The following is a 24,005-nucleotide window of genomic DNA, read 5'->3' as shown; positions in this document are numbered from 1 at the left end:
ATGCTCCGCGACGGGACCTTCTACGAGGCACGCGGTCCCGAACCCGCCCACGCATGACCAGATCGGGCTTGACGAAAGACATAGAGGCACCCCCCCGGTCGGCTGGGCCTCCATGTCACCGGGCGCCGGGCGCCCGTACCGACGGGCACTCAACCGGGTCTTCGGCAACTGCAACCGTCCCCCCGACCTCGCCGATCTCGTCCATGCCGGTTGCCGTCCGGCGAGCGCCGTGGCGGAGTTGCGCGGCGTTCCGGCACGAACGAGAAGGTCGCCGCAGACTTCGAGTGGCTCGGTACCTGTCACCGCAAGGGTGAGTCGGCGGTGGGCGTCAGCACGGACTCGGCGACGCCGACGATCTGGCTCATGTCGAAGCCCTCCATGTCCGCGCGGAATTCGGGGCTGGACAGGTACGCCTCCAGCCGCTCCTGAACGTCGTCGGCGTCCCGATAGGAAACGAGGGCGTACAGCCGGCGCTCCGCACTCCCGGGGGCCGCAGGCACCGTCCAGACGCCGTGCGTGGTGATCCTGTGCTTGGCCATACCGGGAATGTGCTTGCACCAGATGTTCTCGTAGGCGACGAGCGCCTCAGGGCTGCGCAGTGTGTAGACACGAAGCTGGTACTGGGACATGAACACTCTTTCCTTCTCTTCTGCCGCCGGGCAAAGATCCCCAGCGGCACGGCGGTTGGGAGACTTCTCTCAGCCTTTTGCCAACAGGTTCGCCAGTTCGAGGTCCCAGTCGATGTGTCCGGACTCGGTACCCCGTGGCACCAGCGCCTCCGTGTTCTCCAGGAAGGTCCTGACGTCCTGCACGGGAACCTCGAGCAAGGCGGTGCCCGCGGGAGACCCGAGGACGATGTACATCACTTGGTCACCACGGCCGACCGCCGGCCAGACCCGGACGTCCCCACAGCCTGCGGAACCCCCCAGGCCATCGGCCAGAAGATCACGCCCCAGGACCCATTCGACCGGCTCGTCAGTGTCGGCAGAAAAGGCGGCACGGACGACATAGGGATCAGTGGGCTCGTACCGCAGGCTCATGCACATGGACAGCGAGTAGGTGCGCGAGATGACAACCTGCACGTCCACCCCATGCATCAGGGTCTTCAAAGACTCCATCGACTTCACTCCAAGGTGTCTCTGCCTCGGCTGCGCCCCGCCGCCGGACCGCCGCTGGGCCGGCAGCGAAGAGGCAACGAAGGAAGAGGCGTTACAGCAGGGCCCGGGCGCCGGAGCGCCGGCCGCCTGGGCGGCGTCAGCGAACGCTGATCTCGTCCCGGCCGTCGTGGTCCCAGCCACGGATCTCGTCCCAGGAGTAGCCCTGCACGAAGAGCAGGTAGCCGACACCGTGGTCCCAGCGGTAGTCGCCGGCGTTGACGCTGACGGCCGGGCGCTGGACGTGCGCGGATGCAGAAGTCGCGGCCGAAGCGGTGCCCCCGGCACCGAGAACGGCGACACCCGCGACCGCCACGGAGGCAGCGGTGACGGCAACACGCCTCGTGAGCTTCTTCATGATCTTTCCTTCCCGATGGGTGCGACCTGCACCATCGACTGCATGCAGGCGATGTGCGGCGCCTGGCGTGGTCCGAGCAAACTCTTCCATACGACGTACGGAAGTGCCCTCTCAGGATTACCATACGACGTATGGAACTGTCGAGGCTGCGAAAATGGCCCACACGGCCGGCAGCGGCATGAACAGCTCGACGTCCTCGCCGAGACCGCGTCGGCCGCCTGGACGAAGTCCGCCTGGCCTTGGAGAAGATGCTCACCTGCACCGACCATTTCGGTTTCTGCTCCGAGGAGATCAGCCACACCGGCAAGCAACCGGAAAGCTGTTCCCGGAGGTTCACCCACCAGTCCCTCATCGGCGCGGCCTTCCGACTCGACCACGTCCTGGGTGAGCCCTCGCCCCTGAGGGACGAGCTGCCCCGGATTTCCGTCTCCGGAGCCGTGGCATGCGGGCGCCCGGGCCCGGCCCCATGCTGGAAACGAGGGGGTGAGACAACGGAGGGAGTGGTGGGGATGCAGACCGTTGTGGATCTCACGCGCTGCCAGGGCTATGCGCAGTGCGTGTTCCTCGCGCCGGAGGTGTTCCAGCTGCACGGGGAGGAGGGGTTGCTGTACGCCACGGCCGTCCCCGACGACCAGGTCGAGCGCGTGCGCCAGGCCGCGGCAGCGTGCCCGGTGCAGGCGATCCTCCTCGGTGAGGAGGTGAGCGCCGGTGCCCGGTGACCTCAAGGACGGCCGTATCGTCATCGTCGGCGCGTCGCTGGCGGGGCTGAGGGCCGCGGAGGCGCTGCGCGAGGAGGGCTTCACCGGCTCACTGACCGTGGTCGGGGACGAGCCCCACCCGCCCTACGACCGGCCGCCGCTGTCCAAGCAGGTGCTGCTCGGCCAGGCGACGGCGGACACCACCGGGCTGCCGATGCGCCAGGACCCGAACGCCGACTGGCGGCTGGGCGTGCGCGCCACCGGCGTGGACCTGCTCGGGAAACAGGTGCTGCTGGAGGACGGCGAGTCACTGCCGTACGACCGGCTGCTGATCGCCACCGGGACCCGCGCGCGGCCCTGGCCCAACCCGGAGGAAGCCGCCCTGGACGGGGTGTTCACCCTGCGCACCCGCGAGGACGCCGGGGGACTGGCCCAGCGGCTGGCCGCCGGGCCGGAGCGCGTGCTGGTGATCGGCGGCGGTTTCACCGGCTCGGAGATCGCCTCGGCCTGCCGGGAACGGGGCCTGGAGGTCACGGTCGCCGAACGCGGCCCCGCACCCCTGGTGGGCGCGCTGGGTGGGACCCTGTCGAAGCTCGCGGCCGTCATGCAGCGCAACCACGGCGTGGACCTGCGCACCGGGGTGACGGTCACCGCCCTGCGCGGGAACGGCAGCTTCACCGGTGCGGAGCTGTCCGACGGCAGCCGCGTCGATGCCGACGTCTGCGTCGTGGCGCTGGGTGCGGTACGCAACGTCGAGTGGCTTGCGGAGTCCGGGCTGGCGGCGGGCCCGCGCGGGATCGCCTGCGACGCCGGATGCCGGGCCTTCAACATGTACGGGATCGTCACCGACGACGTCTTCGTGGCCGGTGACGTCTCCCGCTTCCCCCACCCGCTGTTCGGCTACCAGATGCTCTCCCTGGAACACTGGGGAAACGCGGTCGAGCAGGCCGAGGTGGCGGCACACAACATGGTCAATCCGGGGCCCCTGCAGCGCCCGCACCTGGCCGTCCCGTCGTTCTGGTCGACCCAGTTCGGGCTCAACATCAAGTCGGTGGGCGTGCCCACGTTCTCCGACCACGTGGTCATCGCCCAGGGTTCCCTGGAGGCGCGCCGTCTGGCGATGGTCTACGGCTACCAGGGGCGGGTCACCGCCGCGGTCACCGTCGACATGGCCAAGTCGCTCGACTACTACCGGCACCTGATCGAGACGGCTGCTCCGTTCCCGCCTCCGCTCGGCGCCCAGGACCGTGCGATCGCGGCCGACATCCCGATCCCGTCCGACGTGCCGGATCCGAAGGGGCTGTCCCACGGCCCCACCGTGGCGCTCACCGGTTACCTGCCCGACCGCCGACTGACCGTGGTGCAGCCCACCGGCTGACCCACGTCCCGCCTCACCACGAGGAGGCCTACGCATGACCGCCGACACCCTCCTGTCACGGATCACTGACTACGCCAACCGTCCCAACCCCTACCCGCTGTACGCGGAACTCCGCGAGGCCGGTCTCGTGGTGCAGCAGGCAGACGGCAGCTACCTGGTCGGCACCTACCACGAGATCGCCGCTCTGCTCCACGACCCGCGGATGAGCGTCGATCCCCGCACCCGCGGCGAGGCGACACACAAGCCGCCGTTCCTGCGGCTCGACGACCCCGAGCACCACAGGCTGCGCACCCTGGCCATGCGGCCCTTCGGCCCGCCGCACAGCCCGGGCCGGGTCGATGCCATGCGCGGCGAGATCGACCAGATCACCAAGGAACTGATGGGGCCCTTCGAGGCGGGCCGGCAGATCGACGTCGTCGACGATTTCGCCTACCCGCTCCCCGTCACGGTGATCTGCCGCCTGCTCGGCGTACCGCGCGAGGACGAGCCGCTGTTCCGGGCCTGGTCCGACGCTCTGGTCGCAGCCGCCGACGTCAGGCCCGGAGAGGACACCACCGAGACGGACAAGGCCGGTGACCAGGCGCGGATCGAGATGGGCGGGTACCTGGTGAACCTCGCCGAGCAGCGCCGTGGCAGGCCGAGCGACGACATGCTCTCCGCCTTCGTCAACGAGCTGGACCCGGCCCTGCGGCTCAGCCAGGAGGAACTCGCGGAAACCGCCGTACTGCTGCTCATCGCCGGACACGAGACCACGGTCAACCTGATCGCCAACGGAGTGCTCACCCTGCTGCGCCAACCCGAGCACCTGGACCATCTGCGCCGCGACCCCGACCTGCTGCCGCAAGCCGTGGAGGAACTACTGCGCTACGAGCCCCCGGTCCATATGCGCGAGCGCATCCCCCTCGCCGACATCGACGTCGCCGGCACCACGATCCCCGAAGGCACGTCCGTCGTCCTGGCGCTGGCCTCGGGCAACCGCGACCCCCAGCGGTTCCACGAGCCCGACCGGTTCGACCCCACCCGCCCGGACAACCAGCACCTCGGCTTCGGCAGCGGCATCCACCTCTGCTACGGCGCCCCCCTCGCCCGCATCGAAGCCCAGGCCGCACTGGGCGCGCTGCTCCCCCGCCTCGGCACGGCACGCCTGGTCCAGGATCCGCCCCCCTACCGGCAGAACGCCATGCTCCGCGGACCCCGCCACCTGCCCATCCAGCTCTGAGGCTGCGGGGCGGCGACAGCAGGCGAGAGAACAGCCACCCCGGTACATCACGCTGGCCGCGGGAAGCGGTGCGCAGTCCGCGCCGGTCGGCCGGTGCGCGACAGGATCCTCTTCACGCTGCAGCGGGAAGGGGCCGCCGGGCGAGGTCTCGGGCCTCATCCGGGGAGACGCCGAGCATGTGCAGCATCATCTCGGCCATCGTGCCTGCGGCCTGGTCGCTGTCGGCCTCGGGCTGGTTGCACCACAGCTCCAGGAGCGCCAGCAGGCTGCCGTTCAGCACGGTCAGGGCGATCACCGGGTCGGCCACGGCGAACCGGCCTGCGGCCATGCCCTGCTCCACGTCACGCTTCGCGCGCGGAGCCAGTCCGTCGCCGGCGCATATCCGACCGAGCTGGCTGTGGCACAGGATCTGCATGATCTCCGGATATGACTCGGCCATGCGCGCGCTGAGCCGCATGCCCCCAGCGAGGCGCTCGGCGGGATCATCGACGCCGTGCAGGCGTTCGTCGACGGCTCGGGCGAACTCCTCCAGTGCATCGGCCACGGCCGCGTCGAACAGGTCCGGCTTGCCCGTGAAGTGGTTGTAGAAGGAGCCGAGGCCAACGTCCGCGCGCTCCGCGATGGCATGAATGCTGGCGCTGGCGCCACCGGACTCGGCCAGGATCTGCCGCGCGGAGCGGACGAGTGCCTGGCGGGTCTCGGCACGACGGCGTTCGAATCGGTTCCTGCGTGGAGCTGGCATCGGCATGCTCCATGAATAAGAGCAGCAGTTCTGATCAATTCATCATTGCACTGCCCGCCCCGACTGTCCACCCTCGCCCACCAATCCCGACGCCGCGGTTGCGTGACGCGACGGCCTACGAGCGTACGGTCACATCTGGCAATTTGATCCAATTCGGGCGACTTGACGATGAAGCGGTCGTATCTGACTATTTCATCAGAAGTGGACGAAGTCGTCCAAGGTTGGCAGATGTCGCGCCGGTGGCCGCTCAACCGTCGGCGAGGTTGCGCGCTCCATCGCAGATCGGGCCGACGCCGCACATGCCGACGCTGTCTCACACCTCCGCACCGATGGGAAGAACCGGATGACGATGACCGACCGCACGCCACTCGCCGAGCCGGTGAGCCCCCGAGAGATACCCGATGCGGCAATAGCGATGCTCGATGCGGAGGGGACCGTGGTGGGGTGGACGCACGCCGCTGAGCAGCTTGTCGGGTACTCGGCCGGGGAAGTGGTGGGCCGGTCCGCCGCACACGTGGTGCCGCCCGCCGAGGACGCCCCGAGCGCTTCAGCGTTCGCCGAGCAGTGCCATGCCCAGGATGGTTGGTCCGGCACCGTGACGGTCCGCCACCGCGACGGCCACGCCATCAACATGACGCTGCGGATCGCGCTGCTGCGGGGGCAGGACGCCGGCACCCGGTGGCTGGTGTCCGTGACCGACATAGGCACCCTGTCCTCGGGGGCGTCCAACGGAGCTGTGCGGGAGTCGCTCCTGGCCCACGCACCGATCGGCATCGCCGTCTATGACCCGCAGCTGCGCTGTACCTGGGTCAACGACGTCATGGAGCGCCACGACGGCACTCCTCGTGAGCGACGGTTCGGACGCCGCCTGCGGGACTCACTGCCCGCCATCGAGGCCGAAGCGCTCGAGGTGGTGATGCGGCAGGTGTTGGAGAGCGGCACCACCATGGTCCACGAGTACCGGGCGTGGTCGTCGACGGACCGGCGCCGGGAGCACGCGTACTCGGCCTCGTTCTTCTGCCTCCAGGACGCGGACGGCACGGCACTGGCGGTGTGCTCCATGAGCGTGGACGTCACCGGCAACCGGCGGGCGCGCGAGCGCCTTGCCATCCTCAGCGAAGCCGGCACGCGCATCGGCAGCACCCTCGACCTCATGCAGACCGGGCAGGAACTGGCCGAGCTTGCCGTGCCCCTGCTGGCCGACCACGCCCTCGTCGACCTGGTGGAGTCGATTCCGTTCGGCATGGAGCCCTCGACAGGGATCAGCAAGGCGAGCGGCCGCCCCCATGTGATGCGCCGTGCCGGTCTGGCCACCATCGACCTGGGCCTCCTGGAGTTGCCCTGGATGCGTGAAGAGGTGATCCACCCCTTCCCGGACTCGCTGTTCGACACCGCCCTGCGCACGGGCAGGTCTTACCTGGAACCGGTGCTGAACACCCGTTCAGCCCCCTGGGTCAACCAGGACCCGGTGCGGACGCAGCAGGTCCGTGACAGCGGCGTCCACTCCTTGATGGTCGTACCCATCCGTGCGCGGCGCTGTGTGCTGGGACTGGCGGTGTTCGGCCGCTCCGAGGAGCCGACGCCGTTCCAGGAGGACGACCTCCTCCTCGCCGAGGAGCTCGTCACCCGGGCCGCGCTCAGCCTGGACAACGCTCTCCAGTACGCTCGCCAACGCACCGCGGCCCTGACGCTCCAACGCGACCTGCTCCCCCACCATGTGGGAGGCGGCGCCGCCCTCGATGTGGCCTCGCGTTATGTGCCGGCTGACATGGACCACGGCGTGGGGGGCGACTGGTTCGACGTGATCAAGCTGTCCGGCGCGCGGGTGGCCCTCGTCGTCGGAGATGTGGTCGGACACGGCATCAACGCCGCCGCGACCATGGGCCGATTGCGCACCGCCGTCCGCACGCTCGCGGACCTGGAACTGCCTCCCCACGAACTGCTGGCGCACCTCGATGACACGGTCCGGCGGCTGAACGATGAGAGCGAGGAAGACGCCGAAGCCCAGGACACGGCGCCCAGGGTGGTGGGTGCCACCTGCCTGTACGCCGTCTACGACCCTGTCACCCGGCGGTGCTCGCTGGCGCGGGCCGGGCACCCCCCGCCCGCGATCATCGATCCGCAGGGCCATGTCACCTTCCCCGATCTGCCCGCCGGAGCCCCGCTCGGCCTCGGCCTCGGGATGGTCCCCTTCGAGTCCACAGACATGGAACTGTCCGAGGGAAGTGTCCTCGCGCTCTACACCGACGGCCTGGTCGAGTCCCGCGACGACGACCTCGACGTCGGCATGCGCCGCCTGGGTGCCGTCCTGGCAGAGACCGGTTCGTCCCTGGAAGACCTGTGCTCTCAGGTGATCGAGACCTTGCCGACTCAGGCCCCGGCCGACGATGTCACCTTGCTCCTCGCGCGCACTCGCGGACTCGAACCGGCCCAGGTCGCCTCCTGGGAACTGCCGAACGAGCCGACCGCCGTCCGCATCGCCCGGCAGGCAGCCGCCCGTCAGCTCAGCGAATGGGGGCTTGAGCATCTGGTGACCACCGTGGAGCTGGTCGTCAGTGAACTGGTCACCAACGCCGTCCGCTACGGCGACGGGCCGATCCGCCTACGGCTCATCCAGCACGAGGTCTTGACGTGCGAAGTCTCCGACAACAACACCAGCCACCCACGCCCCCGTCATCCCCACGTCGTCGACGAGAACGGCCGCGGTCTTTTCCTCGTCGCTCAGCTGTCCCGCAGGTGGGGCTCCCGCGCCGCAACGGACGGCAAGGTCGTCTGGGCCGAACAAGACCTGCCCTCCAAAGCCGTTGCGGTGTGACGCGCTGCCGACCGGGCGGCCGACGGCCGCCACAGCATGCCGATCTCTCGAGCCGCAGGCCCTCGCAAAGGAAGCCAGAGATGGATATAGAGAATGTCAAGAACGCCTACTCGGCAGGCGCCTCCCAAGGATCGACGGGCGTCTTCGGTTCCGGTCCCAGCGGCAGGTTGTACGCCTTCGACTGTCTGGCAGCCGCCGTGGTCGACGAGCGAGGCGCGGTGGTGGGGTGGACCGGGACGGCAGAGGAATTGACGGGGTTCCGCGCCGAGGAGGTCTGCGGCCGCCCCGTGCAGGAACTGGTGGCCGACCTCCCGGACGACCTGCGCGGCGCCACGGAGATACCGGAATCCGGCCGGGTACGGCTGTGGCACCAGTGCGGCGTCACCATCGATGTCACTTTCCGGACCACAAGGGTGGAGGGCTCGGCGGAGGTCCTCGTCCTGATGGCACCTACACACCACGTCGCCGACCACGAGCAGGGCACAGCGCTCCTGCGCGCACTGTCCGCACAGAACCGGATCACGATCGCTCTGCACGACACGGATCTCACCACGGTGCAGACGAACGCCACGCCGGACCCTCTCGACGGCCGCCCGGTACAGCCCGGCACTCGGCTGAGCGACGTGCTGTGCGCCGACGACGCCGAGAACCTGGAGGCAGTACTGCGCCAGGTGCTCGAGACGGGTGTCCCGGTGGTCCGCAGAACCCAGCAAGTGAGCTGGCGGCACAATTCGGCGCGGCGGCACACGCTGTCGCTGTCCGCCTTTCGTCTGGAGGACGTGCGAGGACGCCCCACGGGGGTCGCAGCCCTGTACATCGACAGCGCCGACGAACGTGCCCGCCGTCATCTGGATCTCGCCCGCGAGGTGGCCGAGCAGGTGGGAGGATCCCTGGATGTCGTGCGCACTGCCCAGGACCTTGCGGACGTTCTCGTACCCGCGTTCGGGGATCTCGCCGCAGTCGACCTTGCGCACTCCGTTTTCGACGGGGAAGAACCTTCGAGGCGGCTGGGCGGTGGAGACATGGGCAACGCGGCCCTTGCGCCGGCCACCGCAGTGTGGCCGGCCGGCATCAAGCGCGGCGACCCCGTCCCGACCTTTCCCGACCACCCCCTCCTGCGCAGCTTCCGACACGGCGAGACACTCGTCTTCGGCCTTGACGACTTCATCGCCATGGTCGGCGACCCGCAGGTGGTCGAGTATCTCGTCCCGAAGGACGCCCATTCGGTGATGGTGGCACCGTTGCATGCCCGCGGGCTCACGCTCGGCGCCATAACGGCCTGGCGCTGCGGCCGATCCGACCCCTTCACCGAGGACGAGGCGGATCTCATGACGCAGATCGCCTCCAGAGGGGCGCTCGCCATCGACAACGCCCGCCGTTACACGCGCGAGCACAGGGCGGCCGTAGCACTGCAGCAGCTCCTCCTTCCACCCGCCACGACCGACACTCCGGCAGCCGAGACCGCCAGCGCCTACCTGCCCGCAGGCGGCGGAGCCGAAATCAGCGGCGACTGGTACGACGCCATTGCTCTGCCCTCTCTCCGGCTGGCCCTTGTCGCCGGAGACGTGGTCGGACATGGCATACCCGCAAGCGCCACCGTGAGCCGCCTGCGCGCCGCCATCCAGACGCTCGCGGACCTGGAACTCGAACCGGACGAGTTGCTCACCCGGATCGCGGACCTGGTCCAGCGCCTTGCGGCCGAAGCCCCACTCGGCCACCACGACATCGTCGGCGGCACATGCCTGTACGCGGTCTACGACCCGGTCACCCGACGATGCGCCATAGCCAGTGCCGGGCACCCGCCACCCGTCCTGGTCCGGCCCGACGGGACCGCCGAAGTCGTCGCGATCTCCCCGGGGCCACCACTCGCCGTCTGCGGAATGCCGTACGAGACCACCATGATCGACCTCGAGCCGGGCAGCGTCCTCGCCCTCTACACCGACGGCCTGGTCGAACAGCGCGACCGCGACATCGACCAAGGCCTGCGGCGCCTGACGGATGCCCTCGCCGCGTCCTGCCGTCCGGATCGCGCTCTGGACGAAACCGGCCGGGCTCTCCTCGCCGACCTGACAGACCGAGCGCCGCGCGACGACGCAACGCTGCTGCTGGCCCGCACCCGCGCCGTCCCGGCGGAGGATACCGCTCACTGGGAAATCCCGGCCGACCTTGCCGCCGTCTCCAAGGCCCGAGAATGGACAACCCGTCAACTCACCACGTGGGGGCTGGAGGACCTCCTCTTCGCCACCGAACTCATCGTCAGCGAACTGGTCACCAACGCCATCCGCTACGGTCGTGCACCAGCAGAGCTGCGGCTCATCCGCCACGACGTTCTGGTCTGCGAGGTCACCGACTCCAGCAGCACCCAGCCTCGCCTGCGGCGCGCCCGCACCACCGACGAGGGAGGACGCGGTTTGTTCCTCGTCGCGCAACTCGGCACGCGCTGGGGCTGCCGCCATGGCCAGAACCGCAAGACGATCTGGTCCGAACAGCTCATCGAGTGTCCCCTCTGACCGGAGCCTTCTCGTCACGGGCGGGTCGAGCCGCAGTCGCGCCCAGGCCGTGCCTCACCATGCTGCGCCACGACTCGCCGTTCGCCTTCCGGCGGAGCACGCTGTGCAGCCTGTCGTCGGTGATGACCTGGGGCCGGCCGCCGTGCTTGCCCTTGCGGGCCGCGGCGTCGAGCCCTTCCAGCGTCGATTCGCGGATGTTCTCCCGCTCGGTCTCCGCCATCGCCGCGAAGAACGCGAACAGCAGCCTGCCGTGCCCGCTCGGGTCGTGCATCCCCTGGAGCGGTCCGGCCAGCATCTCCAGGACCAGGCCGTGGGCGGCCAGATGGTCGGCGAGCGCGGTCAGTTCGGCGGCGTCGCGGCCGAGCCGCTTCATCTCGTACACCGTGAAGATGACCCGGCAGTGCGGGGCCTGGGCCTTGATCTCGCGGGCGGCCTTGAGCGCGGCCTCGAACCGCGGGCGCACGCGGACCCGGGTGCTGATCTTCTCCCTGAAGATCTTGTCTCGCGGGATGCCGCGCCCCACGAGCGCGTCGAGCTGCGACTGGAGTTCCTGGGTGAGGGTCGAGCATCTCGCGTACCCGATGCGGATGTCGGCGCTCGAGGTGTCCGGGGCGATGGGTGCCGGGGCGGGGTGCCGGGCCGTCACGGCTGCCCCGGTCCCCGCTCGGCCGGAGTCGGCACCCGGAGCCTCTTGGCGAGCCGGGGCACCTTCTTGACCGGGCCGGTGTGGTAGATCCCGGCGACCGCGCGAGCGGCACGGCGAGCCGGGCTCGGCCGTGCACCGGGGGCACGGGTGGCGCTCGACGTCGTCCGCGTCGGCCGGGGAAGGCTCTTGAGGGTCCGTCATGCCCCGGACGTGTCACAAACGATTCTCAGAAGGGGGCGGACCGCCGGTTTGCGCGAGCCCCTGCCGCTGAGCGACCGGCTCGCCGTGCCCGGCGGTGCTGTCGAACGCCGTGCGCCACGCCGACCCGGGCCAGAGCCCCCTCGCGGATGTGCTGGATGCGGCTCGCCTGCTGCGCCCGATCGATTTCCGCCGTCGAGACGAGCTCGATCCGGGCGAGCGGTGGCTGGAGGACGCGGACGCAATGGGCGCGACCGCCGCCGGGATCGCCGAGGCCGCCGGGGCCGGCCCGGAGCGGGCGAAGGAGCTGTTCGAGCAGACGGTCCGCAACGGTGAGAACCCCGTCCGGTCGTCCCCCGGTCCCGAAACCGCCGCCTGCTACTGGCCGCCCACACAGCGGCCGGAGCGCGGCGGCTCAGCCGACGCGCAAACTCCCCACGCCTCATCTCATCCCCGAAGCCGCGTCACGCCCGCACCCGCCCCCAACATTCCTCGCCCAAAGCGCCGTGCCGGACGCCTACATGGCCACGGGTCCGATCACGCACTGAGCGGCGGACGGTGGGAGCACCGGAGTCGGACTCCGGGGCGGGGTCCGGACGTCCACGCGCGCGTGTGCCCGGCGGCAGCGCCGCTCGCGCTGCCGCCGGGCCCTTCCCCTTGCGCCTGCCCCGTCCTCACGGGCGGCGCGCCCGGGGTCCACCCCGCTCTCGGCGGACTCGGAGACCATGTGCCCTCAGGTGGTGAGGTGGACTACTCGTCCGCGTGGTGCAGGCGGATGTCGAAGCCGTCCACTCCGGCCCCGTCGACCTGCAGCGCGCTCGCCGCCGGCGGGTAGCCGCTGGCGACGATCGAGTATTCACCGGCGACCAGGTCGGTGAAGGCGTACGCGCCGCCCTTACCGGTGGTGGCGGTGGCGACCACATGACCCGCCGCGTCCACCAGCGTGACCCGTGCATCCGGCAGCGGCCGGCTCTCCGCGCCCGAGCCCGCACACACGATGCCCCGCACCGACCCGCCCGCCGGACCGCTCGCCCCGGAGAGCACGATGTCGTGCAGCACCTCCTCGCCCACAGCGATCGTGGACGCGTGCGGCTGGTGCCCCTCGGCCGCCACGATCACCACGTAACTGCCGGACCCGGGGGCATTCACCGCGTACGAGCCGTCAGCCTGCGCCACAGAGCGGCCCAACTGCCGTCCACTCGGCGAGATCAGCGTCACTGCGGCACCCGCGACGGCCACACCGCTCGCGTTGCGGACAGTGCCGCGAATGCCAGAGCCGTTCGACCCGTAAGGCCCCTCACCCGAACCGGCTGCCGTACTGGCCAGGGCCTGCCCCTGGAGCTCCTGCACCGGCGCGAGCCCGGCATCGGATCCGGACACGGCCACCCCCACGGCCACCGGCTCGCTCACGGCGACGGGCACGGTGTCGCCGGAGGCCGGGAGGGCCGTGCCCATGGGCTCCGGGTCGGGGTTCTTCGAGGTGTCGTGGGTGTCTCGCAGGCCCTCGCCCTCCACGTCGACGTTCGGCAGCGCGCGGTCGAGCCACTTCGGCAGCCACCAGGCCGCCCTGCCGAGCAGCGCCAGGACCGCCGGGACGATGGCCATCCGCACGATGAACGCGTCGAAGAAAACGGCGATCGCGAGACCGAAGCCGATCATCTTGACCATCGACTCGCTGGAGCCGATGAAGCCGGCGAACACCGCGATCATGATGACGGCCGCGGCGGTGACCACCCGGGCCCCGTGCCGGAATCCGGTCACGATGGCCTGACCGGGCCGCTCCCCGTGCACGTACGCCTCTCGCATACGCGTGACCAGGAAGACCTCGTAGTCCATCGCCAGGCCGAAGACGACGCCCACCATGAAGATCGGCATCGTCGACATCACCGGGCCGGTCTCCTCGACGCCCATGAGATCGGCGAGCCAGCCCCACTGGAAGACCGCGACGACGGCGCCGAGCGCGGCCATCACGGAGAGCAGGAAGCCGAGCGCGGCCTTGAGCGGCACCAGAATCGAGCGGAAGACGACGATCAGCAGCACGAAGGCCAGACCGACGACCAGCGCCAGATACGGGAGCAGCGCGTCGTTGAGCTTCTGCGAGACGTCGATGTTCATCGCGGTGGAGCCGGTGACCAGCACCTTCGCGTCGGTGTCGGCCTTGATGTCCGTGCCCGCGTCGCGGATGGCGTGCACCAGGTCCTCGGTCCCGGCCGAGGACGGCTTGGAGTCCGGCACCACGGTGATCATCGCGGTGTCGCCGGCCTTGTTGTACGTCGCCGGGGTCACCGCGGCCACGCCGTCGAGGCCCTTGATGGTCGTGGCCACTTCCTTGACGGCCGTCTTCGGGGCGTCGCTGGACTTCGCGTCGACGACGACCATCAGCGGCCCGTTGAAGCCGGGCCCGAACCCCTCGGAGAGCAGGTCGTACGCCTTGCGCTGCGTGGTGCTGGTCGGCTGCGTACCGTCGTCCGGCAGACCGAGCTCGAGCGAGGTGGCCGGGACCGCGGCGGCACCCAGGCCCACGACGCCGAGGAGCAGCACCGCGACGGGGCGGCGGACGACGAAGCGCGCCCACCGCGTGCCCATGTTGGGCTTCTCCGCGCTGTGCCCGCCGGACTCGCCCTTGGCCTTCTTGCGGCCGCCGCCGAGCAGCTTGCTCTTCACGCCCGCGGGCCGCACCTTCCTGCCCGCGTATCCGAGGAGCGCCGGGATGAGGGTGAGCGCGATGAGGACCGCGATGACGACGGTGCCGGCGGCCGCGATGCCCATCTTGGTGAGCACGGGGATGTTGACGACGGAGAGGCCCACCAGCGCGATCACGACTGTGAGACCGGCGAAGACCACCGCGGAGCCCGCGGTGCCGACGGCCCGTCCCGCCGCCTCCTCGCGCTCACGGCCCTCGGCGAGCTCGGCGCGGTAGCGGGAGACGATGAAGAGGGCGTAGTCGATGCCGACGGCGAGGCCGATCATCATCGCGAGGGTGGAGGTGGTGGAGCCCAGCTCGAGCGTGTTCGCCAGCGCGGTGATCGTGGAGATACCGATGCCGACGCCGATCAGTGCGGTGAGCAGCGGCAGTCCAGCCGCGATCAGCGAACCGAAGGTGATCACCAGCACGACCGCGGCGACGCCGATGCCGATGACCTCGGTGGCGCCCGTCTCGGGGACCGTCTCGAGCGCGTCACCGCCGATCTCGACGGTCAGCCCCGCGTTCCGCGCCTCCTGTGCCGTGTCCTCGAGCGCGTCACGCGAGGAGTCCTCCAGCTCCCTGCCGGAGACCTTGTACGACGCCTGCGCGTACGCGGTCGTACCGTCCTGGCTGACGGCCTTGACCTGGAACGGGTCGGTGACGGCGGCGACCTCGGAGCCCGAGCCGAGCTCCTTGACAGCCTCCTTGACGACGGCCTTGTTGTCGGAGGAGGTGATCTTCTCGCCGTCTGGCGCCTTGAAGACGACGCGCGCGGTGGCTCCGTCGGCGCTGGCGCTGGGGAAACGATCCTCGAGTAGATCGAAGGCCTTCTGCGCCTCAGTTCCGGGGATCGAGAAGGAGGTGGAGCCCGCCGCGGGCGCCTGTGCGGCGCCCGCACCCGCAAGGGTCAGCAGAGCCACCCAGATGAGGGCGATGAAATGTCGCCGCCGGAAGGAGAGCCGGCCCAGTTTGTAGAGCAATGTGGCCACGAGGAGGTACTCCCGGGTCAGGTCGTGGGGTCTTATGGGCAGGTGTCATCGGCGGACGACGTGAGCGGCCGCGTCAGGTGCTGTGAGAGGGGTGCGGGGCCCCGGGTGTCAGGCGCCGAGGGCGGGGAGGACCACGGCGTCGATGTACGAGGTGAGGAAGGCCTTCGTGGGCGGCTGGTTGTCGATCAGCCCCCGGACGACAAGGGCGCCGACCAGCATGTGCGGTACGTACTCCAGCGTGGGGTTGTCCGCGCGGATCTCGCCCCGCTCCACGGCCCGCCTCAGCATCCGGTCGAGGCCGGTCATCTCCGGCTCGAACAGCAGCTCACGCAGGGCGCGCAGAAGATCGGCGTTCTCGTGCACCGCCATGGCCAGGCCCCGCATCAGCGAGGTGTCCCGCTCCATCTGGCAGTCGTCGGACTGCGAGACCATCGCGTGGAAGTCGCCGGGCAGGCTCCCGGTGTCGATCTCGCCTATCGTCACCGGCTTCTGGTGCCTGAGCGCCTTGACGACCAGCTCCGGCTTGCTCCCCCACTGGCGGTAGAGGGTGGCCTTACTGGACCGGGTGCGGGCGGCCACGGCGTCCATGGTCAGGGCGTCGTAGCCGACCTCCCGAAGCAGATCGAGCACGGCCGCGTAGAGCTCAGCCTCGCGCTCGGGCGTGATCCGGCTGCGGCGCCCCGTTGCGGCATCAGCCATGCTCATCCACTCCTCATCGAACGAAACGGTTTCGTACAGAGGCAAGCTTAGCCCCTAGATCTATCGAAACGAAACCGTTTCGTACGTGCTCTAGGTCACGTCTGCCCTCGAAGCCCCCGAATCACGCCCAGAAGTCCGCCCGGAAAGGGACCATCTCTCACCCCGTGGACGCAGGTCGTCCACTGAGTCCCTTGAGCGAGGTCCCCTACCGTCTGGTGGCCCGGCATGCGCCATCAACACCATGGCGAAGCGCGAGAGTTGAGACCAGGCGATCACGCCTCACTCCCTGGGAAGTGGCAGCCTGAGATGACTGCCACCCGGGGGCCAAACAGGGGGCAATCGAGGAGGCCGCGGCAAGACGGGGAACAGCGGGGAATCACGGTGAAAACAGCCGAGCCCGACAAGGCCCTGCACCGGCCGTTCGCCCAGGTCAGCGACCAACCCGGCCGCAAATGATCGCAGCTTCCCAAGCTGATGCCGTGAGCCGAGTCACCAGCGGCCATCGACCTCAAGCCCTGACCTCAGAACGTGCGTGTGTCTACGATCGCGCGGTGAGCTATGACATCTACTTCTTGAATCGGCGCGACGGGCAGTCTTGGGATGAAGCCCGGCCGTCTCCGTTGACGTCGACCGCGATGCCGGTCGTCAGGTCGGCGGGGAGCGGAACGAAACCCGCCGCGTTGCCGTTGCTCAGCAAGTAGGTGTGGATGTTCTGGTCGTTGTCGACCGTCCGTACCAGCCAGTCGTCTCCGACCTGGTAGGGCTCTGCGTAGATCGGGACTCGGCGACGACCGGGGTGGGGAAGAGGGGATACCAGTCACTGGGCGCCCGATTGCTGGTGGTGATCAGAGACCGTCCCTGCCGCTCGGAGACGAGTTCGTAGAGGTCGTCGGCCTGGGTGGCATTGAGCTGGCGCATCGCGAAGTCGCCGAGGATGAGGACGTCGGGACGGACGAGTTCGCGGATCCGTTTCTCCACCTCTGTACCGAACACCGACGACGAGATCGCCGAGCTGCTCCAATCGTGGCAGCTCCGGCCGCTACATGATCCCTTTCCAGTTCCACGGCCGGGGACCGCCGCGGCCGCGTAGGCAGTCGACGCGATGCTGAGCCCGTGGCGCCCACTCCGAGTTGCTGGCGGCGTGTTGGGCCGCGTAGGTGACCATGCGCAGCTCGCGAGCCCCGGCGAGGATCCGGTACCCGGGCCAGGCTGTGACATCTATGCCGTAGGCCTCGCAGTATGTGGCGTACTGCTGCGGGGTGACCGCGCCTGTCGTCGTCATGCGCACGGCTGTCGAGACCAGGTCCCATTCCGGCGGGCCGGCGGAGAGCCGCTCGAGGTCCATCATCAGCCTCCCGGTGCCCGTGCGGACCAGGTTCCCCGGCCACGCGTCGCCATGGATCACGCAATCCGGCAGTCCCGTCGGCCGCTCCTCCCACGCTGCCGCGAGGACTTGGTGAAGGTCTTGGAGCCAGCGCCGGTCATCCTCGTTCAGCGTCGAGGCCGCCTGCAGTCGCTCGGCGACGCGTACGAACGGGTCGAGGTACCCGATGTCGAAGTCCGGCGTCGGCAGGGCGTGCAGCTGTTTCAGCAGCAGCGCCACGTCGGTCTCGGTCCCGTGCTCGTGTGCAGGGAGCTCTGCCCAGAAGGTCACCGGGCGGCCGTCGGCTTCGACAGGCTGCTCAACGTCGATCGGACGTACGGCGGGGACGTCGTTCTGGGCAAGCCATCGGGCGACGTGGATCTCTCGGCGGGCGGCCGCGGCTTGGCCAGGCCGGGCGATCCGCACGATCACGCCCCGCCCGGGAAGTCGCCATATCTGGTTCTCGGCGATCCGGACGGGGACGGCATCGCGGGCGTCGAGACCAACGGTGGAACATGCCTGTTCCAGGGCAAGGCGAGCGGGTGCGGCGGCAGACGTCGTCATGCCCGCACGGTAGCGGCGATCCGCTCCTGCAGGTCTTTGGCGTCGCTGAGCTTGGGGTGAGAGGCGGCGAACCGGCCGAGCTGACGGAGACCGTCGGCAGCGTGCCGTGAGGTGAGTCGCCCTACCTCGTTCAGGGCGTCATGGCCGATCACAGCGGCCTGCCGGGGGTCGCCCTTCGCCATCATCAGGGACGCCAGTTTGGTCCTGGACATCGCTCGAGACCGGGCAAACGCGGGGTCGTGCCCTTGAACTGCTGCCCAGAACCGTTCTCCAGCCTTTCCCGGGTCCTGACCGGCGAGGACCGCAGGTCGAAGAGCGCGTGGGCGGTATCGCCGGCGTGTTGCGATTCGTCGTAGTAGGCCATCCACGGAGGGTCTTCGGAGGTGTCGCGATCGGCGAAGGCTTCGTCGGCCTGTCCCACCGCGGCGAGGGTGTCCTTTACGTTCTTCATCCTGGCGAAAGCCCTGGCGCGTGCTGTGTGGAGCATGGCCCGTTCGGTGGCCGTCAGCCGGTCGGAACGGACCAGGCCCTTCTCGGCATGGGTCAAGCCCTCGTCAGGCTCGCCCACCCATACGGCCTGGCGCGCCAGGAGGCTGTACGTCTTGGCTCGCAGGTGCCAGTCGCCGGCTTCCTCGGAGCAGTCCGCTGCGAACTTCCATGTCCGCCGGGCATCGTCGTGGGCGTACGAGTCGAACGCGGTCGCGCCCACGGCGATCCCGAGGCGGGAGACGGCCGCGAACAGGTCGGGCCGCAGTACGTCCGGGCAGTCCGCGTACAGCAGGCCGGCCGCCCACTGCATGGCGCGGCTGGAGATGTCTGCGACCATCCCGCCCCCGCCGTACGAGTTGTCCCAGCGGCTGATGCTCGAGGCCACGCCGAGGACTTGTTCGATGTCGAGGGGCGTGATGGTGCCGGGCTGTTGAGCGGGGGCGGAGGGTGAGACGAGTTGGACGAGGTCTATGGGGACGAACGCAGCGAGACTGCTGGCGGCGAGGAAGTGGCGACGGTCCACGGGCGCAGGACTCCCGGTCAGAAGTGGCGATACATCTCTGCCCAGGATGCGGCCTTGAGTGACCTCGGCACTTCGTTCCTCGGGTGTATCTGCTCGCTTATCGGCATCGCGCCGCTTCTTATCGGCATCACCGAAGACCATTGGCCAGGCCCGCTCGAAGACGCCTCCGGTGTTCAGGACCGCGTCGAGCTGGACGGCGAGCGGCTGCTGACAGCTGGGGTATTTGCCCTTCTCGATCGCAAGGATCACATCATCGCTGACCTGCGCTAACCGGCCCAGTTGACGGGCCGACATGCCTTTGAGTTTCCGGCGGTGACGCAACTCGCTGCCGAACCAGGCTTCGGGGGTACTCCCCCGGGTTGAGCTGCTTCTCCGGCTGCGGCATTCCTTCGCCCTCTCGGGGTCTGTGATGCCGATTCCTGGAGGTGTCGGCATCAGACACCGCACGTTTGCTCTCCGTGCTGCCTCAATAGTTGCGGAACGGGATGGAACCAGTACACACCGCAACTAGGGCTCTTGGACGGGGTTCTGGCCGAACGAACGGAACTGTGATGCATCAACACGCTGAAGCACCTGCAAGGGATGCTGTCGGTCGCGCTCTGACAGCCAGCATTCCTGGGCAGTTGGAGATGGCTCTCGACGTGACGCCGAGTGCCATCGCCCTGGTTCGGCGCATCGTGTCCAGCCACCTGCAGCTGTGGGGTGACGGCTTGGACGCGCTCACAGACCGGGCTCTCCTCGCCGTGAGCGAGCTGCTGACCAACGTCTGCGAGCACACCGTAGGCGACCCGAGCGGCCGACGAAGCGCGTGCCTCCTCGTACAGAGGATCCCAGGCGGAATCTGCATCAACATTCGCGACAACGACCCACGAGAGCCCGCGCTCCTCACTCCCTCGGACACCGTAAAGCGGCCGCGGCCTGGTCCTGGTGCGCGCCATCTCCGACGGTTTCGGCATCTCGCCCAACCGGACGGGCAAGGACGTGTGGATCTCCCTACTTCACCCGCAGGCGGCCGCGGATTCACCGACTGCCTAACTGCCAACACCCCACCGCCCACTTACCTATGGAGACCTCGCATGCCCCGCACCATGGCTCAGCAGGCCTCTACCCGGTGCACGCTCGACGAGTCCAGCATGGAGCCCGCGGGCGTGTGGTCCGTCGACACCGCGACGCTCGAGCGCGTTGTGGAACGGCTCCGGGCCGAGCTGCCCATCGATACCACTTTCGACGTCCTTGACGCTGTGCTCGGCGAGCAGGCACGGCTGGATGAGCCCGAGATTGACGGGCTGGCGCAGAAGCTGCGCGGCTTGATTCCCCAGCTCGCCGACCTTGCTGCGGAGCCAGGCTGCGACAAGACCAGCGAGGACGTCACGGCAGCCGTCGCCCGTGCGCGAGCACTGGGAAAAGAGAAGCCGCCTCCTGAGTTCGTACGGGCACGCGGGCACCTTCGACTTCTCGCCCTCGCCGTACAGGACGTGTTGGAGTTCCTGGTCGAGGACACCGAGCTGTGAGCGGCTGCCACAGACTCCCTCTCCGGCCCGGCCCGCGCCGAGCCCCGCGGCGTGCCGGCCCAGCCGCCCGGTGCGCCGCGGCTACACCGACGCGGCCATCGAGGAACTGCGCCGAGGCCTGCGGAACACCGCCCGCTGGGGCCTCGACGACGACGTGAACACACCGCCTCGGCTCTCTCGGAGCCCGTCAACTGACGGTGAGCAGCGCCCGTCGACAAGACCCCGCACGACCGCCCGACCACCGCCCCGAGCGGCACATCCCCCACGTCACCAGCACTATCCACACCTCATTGGATGGAGTTCCGCATGACGAACCTCGGCATCCCCGTCGTTCCTACCCAGACCCGGCGGCCAGTGGGCAGCGGAGTCGAGTTCTCGAATACCGGCCATTACTTCGAGGCGCCGGTCGACCTCGACGTTCATGCCCTCGCCGACGCCGCGGCGGTCCCGCTGTCGGTGATCGTGCAGGTCACGAAGCGCTGCAACTTCGACTGCAACATGTGCTCCGAGATCCTCCAGATGCCCGACCCGACGATCGACCAGCTCGACACGATGCGCGAAAACCTCAGCGACGTGGCCCGAGTGTTCCTCTCCGGCGGCGAACCGATGATGCGCAAGGACTTCAGCGACATCGTCGAAATGTGGCACAAGGATGCGATCCTCGCCGTGCCCACGAACGCCACCCACGGCATGGAGCACGCCAAGAACATCGCCGGGAAGATCGCGTACGCCAACGTCGGGTTCAAGGGGCCCCCGCGCTGCGTTCCAGCGCATCCGCGGCCAGGAGTACGACCTGACGATGGCCGGCATCCGCGCCTTCCAGGAGCGCGGCATCCCGATCTCGCTGTCCGCGGTCGTCACCCGCTCCTACCTGCCGTCAATGCCGTACGTGACGCAGATCGCCGACGTCCTTGACGCGGGCAAGATCAAGTTCATCATGCCGCTGCGGAAGGGCAATGCCCTCAAGCTCCCCGAGCACGAGTTCATCAGCAACGAGGAAGCCGAGCAGGCCTCTGACCGGCTCGTCGCCGAGCGCACCACGCACCGGTGGAGTCCGGCCCTGCGGCTGACCACCTGGACGCCGGACAACGAAGGTCACATGATCTGCATCGAGCCGAACGGCGTTGCCCGTGCCTGGCCGGTGTACGACGCCCCGGACCTGTGGCTGAACATCGGCAACGTCCTGGAGGAGCCGGTCACCGAGATCTGGAAAGCGGTACCCCTGCAAGAAGAACCACATGCAGCACCGTGGCCGATGCCAGGTACCAATCCAGAGGGGCGTGACGACCGTAGCCCTCGTGGGACAGGGCCAACGCGCCAGCGATCGCGCCCGCCTCAGCCAGGATGGCCATGGCCCGGGTCAGCAGGTTCGTTGGCCGCCAGAGCTCGAAGTGAACGGCCCCGCTCCTTCTCAGCGCGAGCCCCGCGAGGCAGGCGCCGAGCATCAAAGTCACATGGCCGACGAATCCGAGTTGATACGCCGATCTCCAGCCGTCTGTCTTCAGCTGGGGTAAGAGCCTCCACGGCCGAACCCTTGCCGGCGAACCCTCCAACAGCCCGCTCTGGGGACCAGACGCCCAATACCTCGTATAATTTTCAGAGGTATCCCAGCTGTTGACAGGCCCTCGGGATTGGTGCAACCATTCCCGTGGGGCGTCTTGTGGTGGAGTGCGCTCTCCATCCGCGCTGGACCAGCACCTGATGCGGAGAAGACGGACCCCCATGAGTTCGAATCACGAGACGACGGACCACCGGTTTGTCGCCGTCGCCCGGCGGTCTCTCGGCGAACATGTCGCGAGCCAGCTACGCACGGCCATCCTGCGGGGTGCCTACAAACCCGGCGACTACCTGCCGTCGGAACGCGACCTTGCCGTCCAGTTCGGCGTGGACCGACACACGCTCCGATCCGCGCTGCTTGAGCTGGAGCTGCTCGGCCTGCTCGAACGTCGTCAGGGCTCCGGATGCAAGGTAACCGACTTCCGAGAGAAGGGCTCCACGGAGCTGCTACCGTACCTGCTCTACCGCAGCGGCGAGGCAGACGTCCAGATTGCGGAGTCGGTCGTGGACGTCGGTGCCATCATCTTCAGAAGCTTTGTCGAGCTGGCCATGATGCACGCGGATGCCAACGACATCGCGCTGATGCGGGAGCGGCTCGGCGTCCTCGACGAGGAGTTGCGTTCCGGGGACAGTAACTCGATGGTTGCGGCCCAACGGACATTCCTACGAACCCTGTGCCGCAGCGGCCACTCCGTCGCAGTCGAGCTACTCCTCAATACGTACGTGAAGATGTTCGAGACCACCATTGATCCCGAGCACAACCTTCAGCGACGGTGGATAAGCGAGATCCTTCCCCCGCTCAGCTCTGGCGCCTACCGCAGCCTCGTGGATGCCATCGAGCGACGCGATCACGACGACGCTCGCCGGGCCATGGACAGCGCACTGCAGCAACTTCGGACACTCATGATGGGCATCCTCGCACCAGGCCACCGTCCCAGCGCTACAGCACAGGCCCCAGCGACCACAGACCACGGAACGCCAGGGGACGACCACCCCCAGCGACAGGCATGACGAACGCCGGAGGAGTAGTCCCGGGGACTGGAACAACAACGGCTCTTCCGGCCGTAGCCGCAGCGGATCAGCCCTCGGCGGACGGCAGGGCCGGGATCCCGTCCGTCGCGGGCCGCCGGTGGCAGGCGCAGCCACGCAACGAAGCGATCGATGTGCTCGTCGCAGCACGGGCCGACCTGCTTCCGTAAGCGAGTCCTCGTCGCTACCTGACCGCCAGAGGGACCAGTCTCGATCAACAAAAGTGGGCCAGATCCTGAAGACTGACCCCGTGGGGTTCTCCGAAAGTTGACCCCCTCCGTGACCGATGTGGAGGGTGTGATCAAGATGGAGGACTGGGCGGAGATCCGGCGGTTGCACCGGGCTGAGGGTGTGCCGATCAAGGAGATCGCTCGTCGGCTCGGGGTGGCTCGGAACACGGTGCGGTCGGCGTTGGCGTCGGATCGCCCACCGAAGTACGTGCGATCGCCGCGGGGGTCGGTGGGTTCCAGCCGGCGATCCGGGCGTTGTTGAAGGAGTATCCGCGGATGCCGGCGCCGGTCATCGCGCAGCGGATCGGCTGGCCGTATTCGATCTCGCCGTTGAAGAAGCGGTTGCAGGTGATCCGGCCCGAGTACACCGGTGTGGATCCGGTTGATCGGGTTGTTTACGAGCCGGGGCAGCTCACGCAGTGCGATCTGTGGTTTCCGGAGCCACGGATTCCGGTGGCGCCGGGTCAGGAGCGGGCAGCCCCCACAGCCACGGCACCAGTCGCAGCCCCACGAAGCCGAGTTCGCGCACCGCGCGGCGCAGTTCCCGGACAGCCTCCTGGGGTCTCATCAAGTCGGCCCCGGCAAGCCCCAGAAGCCGCCCCGGAGCCTGATCCACGAACCCGGCCACCTCGTCGTTGCTGATCAGT

20 protein-coding genes and 4 pseudogenes are annotated in these 24,005 nt (G+C 68.8%); 10 read left to right on the top strand and 14 right to left on the bottom strand.

Annotated elements, in window-relative coordinates; genetic code table 11:
- Positions 1-299: 299 nt before the first annotated feature.
- The 3 genes from ACWCP0_RS28635 to ACWCP0_RS28625 all read right to left on the bottom strand — a co-directional run bounded on the left by ACWCP0_RS28635 (position 300) and on the right by ACWCP0_RS28625 (position 1,512).
- A complete protein-coding gene (locus ACWCP0_RS28635) occupies positions 300-629 on the bottom strand; it encodes an NIPSNAP family protein (RefSeq protein ID WP_451081652.1) in 330 nt (109 codons plus the stop codon).
- Positions 630-698: 69 nt separating this feature from the next.
- The gene (locus ACWCP0_RS28630) at positions 699-1,118 is read right to left on the bottom strand and encodes an SsgA family sporulation/cell division regulator (RefSeq protein ID WP_451081659.1); all 420 of its coding nucleotides are present in this window, start codon (positions 1,116-1,118) and stop codon (positions 699-701) included.
- 136 nt (positions 1,119-1,254) lie between these two features.
- Complete coding sequence (locus ACWCP0_RS28625; RefSeq protein ID WP_451081651.1) at positions 1,255-1,512, bottom strand: hypothetical protein; 258 nt, start codon at positions 1,510-1,512, stop codon at positions 1,255-1,257.
- Between the two features lie 509 nt (positions 1,513-2,021).
- On the opposite strand from ACWCP0_RS28625, the gene ACWCP0_RS28620 reads away from it, so the two are divergent.
- Genes ACWCP0_RS28620 through ACWCP0_RS28610 form a run of 3 tightly spaced genes read left to right on the top strand, consistent with a single transcriptional unit; the run spans position 2,022 to position 4,807 of the window.
- The gene (locus ACWCP0_RS28620) at positions 2,022-2,231 is read left to right on the top strand and encodes a ferredoxin (RefSeq protein WP_010982020.1); all 210 of its coding nucleotides are present in this window, start codon (positions 2,022-2,024) and stop codon (positions 2,229-2,231) included.
- Complete coding sequence (locus ACWCP0_RS28615; protein WP_451081650.1) at positions 2,221-3,588, top strand: NAD(P)/FAD-dependent oxidoreductase; 1,368 nt, start codon at positions 2,221-2,223, stop codon at positions 3,586-3,588. The genes ACWCP0_RS28620 and ACWCP0_RS28615 overlap by 11 nt, the downstream gene beginning before the upstream one ends.
- Before the next feature lie 34 nt (positions 3,589-3,622).
- The gene (locus ACWCP0_RS28610; protein ID WP_451081649.1) at positions 3,623-4,807 is read left to right on the top strand and encodes a cytochrome P450; all 1,185 of its coding nucleotides are present in this window, start codon (positions 3,623-3,625) and stop codon (positions 4,805-4,807) included.
- 112 nt (positions 4,808-4,919) lie between these two features.
- On the opposite strand, the gene ACWCP0_RS28605 is transcribed toward ACWCP0_RS28610, so the two are convergent.
- Positions 4,920-5,555: a TetR/AcrR family transcriptional regulator gene (locus tag ACWCP0_RS28605; protein WP_451081648.1), complete on the bottom strand. Its 636-nt coding sequence runs from the start codon at positions 5,553-5,555 to the stop codon at positions 4,920-4,922.
- A 337-nt stretch (positions 5,556-5,892) separates the two neighbouring features.
- On the opposite strand from ACWCP0_RS28605, the gene ACWCP0_RS28600 reads away from it, so the two are divergent.
- On the top strand, positions 5,893-8,364 hold the full coding sequence (locus ACWCP0_RS28600; RefSeq protein ID WP_451081647.1) for a SpoIIE family protein phosphatase: 2,472 nt from the start codon (positions 5,893-5,895) through the stop codon (positions 8,362-8,364).
- Between the two features lie 80 nt (positions 8,365-8,444).
- A complete protein-coding gene (locus tag ACWCP0_RS28595; protein WP_451081646.1) occupies positions 8,445-10,874 on the top strand; it encodes a SpoIIE family protein phosphatase in 2,430 nt (809 codons plus the stop codon).
- On the opposite strand, the gene ACWCP0_RS28590 is transcribed toward ACWCP0_RS28595, so the two are convergent.
- On the bottom strand, positions 10,855-11,520 hold the full coding sequence (locus ACWCP0_RS28590) for a recombinase family protein (protein ID WP_451081645.1): 666 nt from the start codon (positions 11,518-11,520) through the stop codon (positions 10,855-10,857). The genes ACWCP0_RS28595 and ACWCP0_RS28590 overlap by 20 nt on opposite strands.
- Before the next feature lie 289 nt (positions 11,521-11,809).
- Between ACWCP0_RS28590 and ACWCP0_RS28585 the strand changes: the two are divergent.
- Positions 11,810-12,055, top strand: a pseudogene (locus ACWCP0_RS28585) (hypothetical protein); the annotation flags it as partial.
- 413 nt (positions 12,056-12,468) lie between these two features.
- Here the strand turns inward: ACWCP0_RS28585 and ACWCP0_RS28580 are convergent.
- From ACWCP0_RS28580 to ACWCP0_RS28550, 7 genes and pseudogenes are all read right to left on the bottom strand, one after another.
- The gene (locus ACWCP0_RS28580; RefSeq protein ID WP_451081658.1) at positions 12,469-13,173 is read right to left on the bottom strand and encodes an MSCRAMM family protein; all 705 of its coding nucleotides are present in this window, start codon (positions 13,171-13,173) and stop codon (positions 12,469-12,471) included.
- Positions 13,174-13,176: 3 nt separating this feature from the next.
- A pseudogene (locus ACWCP0_RS28575) lies at positions 13,177-15,393 on the bottom strand (MMPL family transporter); the annotation flags it as partial.
- 108 nt (positions 15,394-15,501) lie between these two features.
- The gene (locus ACWCP0_RS28570; protein ID WP_451081644.1) at positions 15,502-16,092 is read right to left on the bottom strand and encodes a TetR/AcrR family transcriptional regulator; all 591 of its coding nucleotides are present in this window, start codon (positions 16,090-16,092) and stop codon (positions 15,502-15,504) included.
- Positions 16,093-16,869: 777 nt separating this feature from the next.
- Positions 16,870-17,067: pseudogene (locus ACWCP0_RS28565) on the bottom strand (ATP-binding protein); the annotation flags it as partial.
- Positions 17,068-17,131: 64 nt separating this feature from the next.
- Positions 17,132-18,019, bottom strand: a complete 888-nt coding sequence (locus ACWCP0_RS28560; RefSeq protein ID WP_451081643.1) for an aminoglycoside phosphotransferase family protein — start codon at positions 18,017-18,019, stop codon at positions 17,132-17,134.
- The gene (locus ACWCP0_RS28555) at positions 18,016-18,231 is read right to left on the bottom strand and encodes a hypothetical protein (protein WP_451081642.1); all 216 of its coding nucleotides are present in this window, start codon (positions 18,229-18,231) and stop codon (positions 18,016-18,018) included. Before ACWCP0_RS28555 ends, ACWCP0_RS28560 begins: the two co-directional genes overlap by 4 nt.
- Positions 18,204-19,325, bottom strand: coding sequence for an XRE family transcriptional regulator (locus ACWCP0_RS28550; RefSeq protein WP_451081641.1), 1,122 nt, complete (start codon positions 19,323-19,325; stop codon positions 18,204-18,206). Before ACWCP0_RS28550 ends, ACWCP0_RS28555 begins: the two co-directional genes overlap by 28 nt.
- 794 nt (positions 19,326-20,119) lie before the next feature.
- Between ACWCP0_RS28550 and ACWCP0_RS28545 the strand changes: the two genes are divergently transcribed.
- Complete coding sequence (locus ACWCP0_RS28545) at positions 20,120-20,542, top strand: DUF6415 family natural product biosynthesis protein (RefSeq protein WP_451081640.1); 423 nt, start codon at positions 20,120-20,122, stop codon at positions 20,540-20,542.
- A gap of 306 nt (positions 20,543-20,848) precedes the next feature.
- Positions 20,849-21,457 (top strand): radical SAM protein, encoded by a 609-nt coding sequence (locus tag ACWCP0_RS28540; protein WP_451081639.1) that lies wholly within the window; start codon positions 20,849-20,851, stop codon positions 21,455-21,457.
- Here ACWCP0_RS28540 and ACWCP0_RS28535 read toward each other — a convergent pair.
- Complete coding sequence (locus tag ACWCP0_RS28535; RefSeq protein WP_451081638.1) at positions 21,420-21,782, bottom strand: hypothetical protein; 363 nt, start codon at positions 21,780-21,782, stop codon at positions 21,420-21,422. The genes ACWCP0_RS28540 and ACWCP0_RS28535 overlap by 38 nt on opposite strands.
- A 482-nt stretch (positions 21,783-22,264) precedes the next feature.
- On the opposite strand from ACWCP0_RS28535, the gene ACWCP0_RS28530 reads away from it, so the two are divergent.
- Together ACWCP0_RS28530 and ACWCP0_RS28525 are read left to right on the top strand one after the other, a co-directional pair.
- Complete coding sequence (locus ACWCP0_RS28530) at positions 22,265-23,110, top strand: FadR/GntR family transcriptional regulator (protein WP_451081637.1); 846 nt, start codon at positions 22,265-22,267, stop codon at positions 23,108-23,110.
- A gap of 315 nt (positions 23,111-23,425) precedes the next feature.
- A pseudogene (locus ACWCP0_RS28525) lies at positions 23,426-23,871 on the top strand (helix-turn-helix domain-containing protein); the annotation flags it as partial.
- Here the strand turns inward: ACWCP0_RS28525 and ACWCP0_RS28520 are convergent.
- Positions 23,771-23,986, bottom strand: coding sequence for an amidohydrolase family protein (locus ACWCP0_RS28520; protein ID WP_451081636.1), 216 nt, complete (start codon positions 23,984-23,986; stop codon positions 23,771-23,773). The pseudogene ACWCP0_RS28525 and the gene ACWCP0_RS28520 overlap by 101 nt on opposite strands.
- Positions 23,987-24,005: the final 19 nt, after the last annotated feature.

This window comes from Streptomyces sp. NPDC001970, assembly GCF_053594115.1.
The sequence above is the reverse complement of the archived record's forward strand: the minus strand, read 5'-3'. Positions and strand labels throughout refer to the sequence as shown.

Coding starts and splice junctions, on each gene's coding strand:
- ACWCP0_RS28635 (WP_451081652.1), bottom strand. CDS start 629: ATGTCCCAGTACCAGCTTCGTGTCTACACACTGCGCAGCCCTGAGGCG.
- ACWCP0_RS28630 (WP_451081659.1), bottom strand. CDS start 1,118: ATGGAGTCTTTGAAGACCCTGATGCATGGGGTGGACGTGCAGGTTGTC.
- ACWCP0_RS28625 (WP_451081651.1), bottom strand. CDS start 1,512: ATGAAGAAGCTCACGAGGCGTGTTGCCGTCACCGCTGCCTCCGTGGCG.
- ACWCP0_RS28620 (WP_010982020.1), top strand. CDS start 2,022: ATGCAGACCGTTGTGGATCTCACGCGCTGCCAGGGCTATGCGCAGTGC.
- ACWCP0_RS28610 (WP_451081649.1), top strand. CDS start 3,623: ATGACCGCCGACACCCTCCTGTCACGGATCACTGACTACGCCAACCGT.
- ACWCP0_RS28605 (WP_451081648.1), bottom strand. CDS start 5,555: ATGCCGATGCCAGCTCCACGCAGGAACCGATTCGAACGCCGTCGTGCC.
- ACWCP0_RS28600 (WP_451081647.1), top strand. CDS start 5,893: ATGACGATGACCGACCGCACGCCACTCGCCGAGCCGGTGAGCCCCCGA.
- ACWCP0_RS28595 (WP_451081646.1), top strand. CDS start 8,445: ATGGATATAGAGAATGTCAAGAACGCCTACTCGGCAGGCGCCTCCCAA.
- ACWCP0_RS28580 (WP_451081658.1), bottom strand. CDS start 13,173: ATGGGCACGGCCCTCCCGGCCTCCGGCGACACCGTGCCCGTCGCCGTG.
- ACWCP0_RS28570 (WP_451081644.1), bottom strand. CDS start 16,092: ATGGCTGATGCCGCAACGGGGCGCCGCAGCCGGATCACGCCCGAGCGC.
- ACWCP0_RS28560 (WP_451081643.1), bottom strand. CDS start 18,019: ATGACGACGTCTGCCGCCGCACCCGCTCGCCTTGCCCTGGAACAGGCA.
- ACWCP0_RS28555 (WP_451081642.1), bottom strand. CDS start 18,231: ATGTCCAGGACCAAACTGGCGTCCCTGATGATGGCGAAGGGCGACCCC.
- ACWCP0_RS28550 (WP_451081641.1), bottom strand. CDS start 19,325: ATGTCGGCCCGTCAACTGGGCCGGTTAGCGCAGGTCAGCGATGATGTG.
- ACWCP0_RS28545 (WP_451081640.1), top strand. CDS start 20,120: ATGGCTCAGCAGGCCTCTACCCGGTGCACGCTCGACGAGTCCAGCATG.
- ACWCP0_RS28540 (WP_451081639.1), top strand. CDS start 20,849: ATGACGAACCTCGGCATCCCCGTCGTTCCTACCCAGACCCGGCGGCCA.
- ACWCP0_RS28535 (WP_451081638.1), bottom strand. CDS start 21,782: ATGTGGTTCTTCTTGCAGGGGTACCGCTTTCCAGATCTCGGTGACCGG.
- ACWCP0_RS28530 (WP_451081637.1), top strand. CDS start 22,265: ATGAGTTCGAATCACGAGACGACGGACCACCGGTTTGTCGCCGTCGCC.